The 1,203-nt window shown below is 62.3% G+C and carries 1 protein-coding gene; it reads left to right on the forward strand.

The window, feature by feature from the left end; genetic code table 11:
* Window positions 1-218 precede the first annotated feature (218 nt).
* Window positions 219-1,203: RNA-guided endonuclease TnpB family protein (locus EVJ28_RS13925; protein WP_131489347.1), on the forward strand; the 985-nt coding region annotated here is incomplete at its 3' end.

Below are 1,203 nucleotides of genomic sequence, written 5' to 3' on the forward strand. Positions count from 1 at the left end.
TTTAACATAATTAAGCGAGAATTCTCCCACCTCTAAGCGTCTGGGGCGAAGCCCAGCGTAGGTGGGAGATGAATCGCCCGTACATAAACTTCTTGGCCACCCCTGTGACAGATATGACGAACATAAGTTCGTGATTCCGTCAGATTTCCCTTCCCCCGTCGCGGGTATCGGATGAGGAAGGCGTTCATCACGATCATCGGCCGAGAGGAGGGGGAGACATGCTGAATGGCTACAAATACAGGCTCCACCCGACGTCGGAACAGGCCGATTTCCTGGTCAGGACGATCGGCTGTGCCCGGTTCATCTACAACAAGCTGCTCGAGGACCGCATCGCCATCCACGAGGAGGCGAAGGCTGGGACCGGCCCGAAGCGAAAACTGCCGACACCGGCCTCGTACAAGCCCCTGTTCCCGTTCCTGTGTGAGGCGGACAGCCTCGCGCTCGCGAACGCGAAGCTTCACCTCGACGCGGCGTTCGCGAAGTTCTTCGCCGGGACGGCCGGCTTTCCGGTGTTCAAGTCGAGACGGAAATCGCGCGCCTCCTACACGACGAACAACCAGCACGGCACGATCCGCATCGAGGGGGACCGGGTCCGGCTCCCGAAGGTCGGGTTCATCCGGTTCACACAGCACCGAATCTTCGACGGGGCCATCCGGTCGGCGACCGTGTCGATGACGAAGACGGGCAAATTCTTCGTGTCGCTCCTCGTCGAGCAGGCCGACGAGCCCTGGGTCCCGGCCGAGCACAAAATCGGGATCGACCTCGGCCTCGGGCACTTCGCCGTCATGACGAACGACGCGCTCGTGACGGCGAAGGTCCCGAACCCGCGCAACCTGCGCGAGGCCGAGGAACGGCTGAGACGGGCGCAGCGCTCGCTCTCCCGCAAGAAGCCCGGCAGCCGGAACCGCGAGAAGGCGCGGCTCCTATTGGCCAAAAAGCATGAAAAGGTACGGAACCGCCGACATGACTTCCTCCACAAGCTGTCACGACGCATCGTCGACGAGAACCAAGTCGTCGTCGTCGAGACGCTGAAACCGAGGGAGATGATGCAGGACCGCCGCCTGGCAAAGTCGATCGGGGACGCCGGATGGGGCGAGTTCGTCCGCCAGCTCGCCTACAAATGCAGGTTCCACGGCCGCACACTGATCCAGGCCGACCCGTGGTTCGCCTCGACCCAGGTTTGTTCGGCCTGTGGCGAGAACG

Source organism: Exiguobacterium sp. SH3S3, assembly GCF_004337115.1.
Taxonomy (GTDB): Bacteria; Bacillota; Bacilli; order Exiguobacteriales; family Exiguobacteriaceae; genus Exiguobacterium; species Exiguobacterium aurantiacum_A.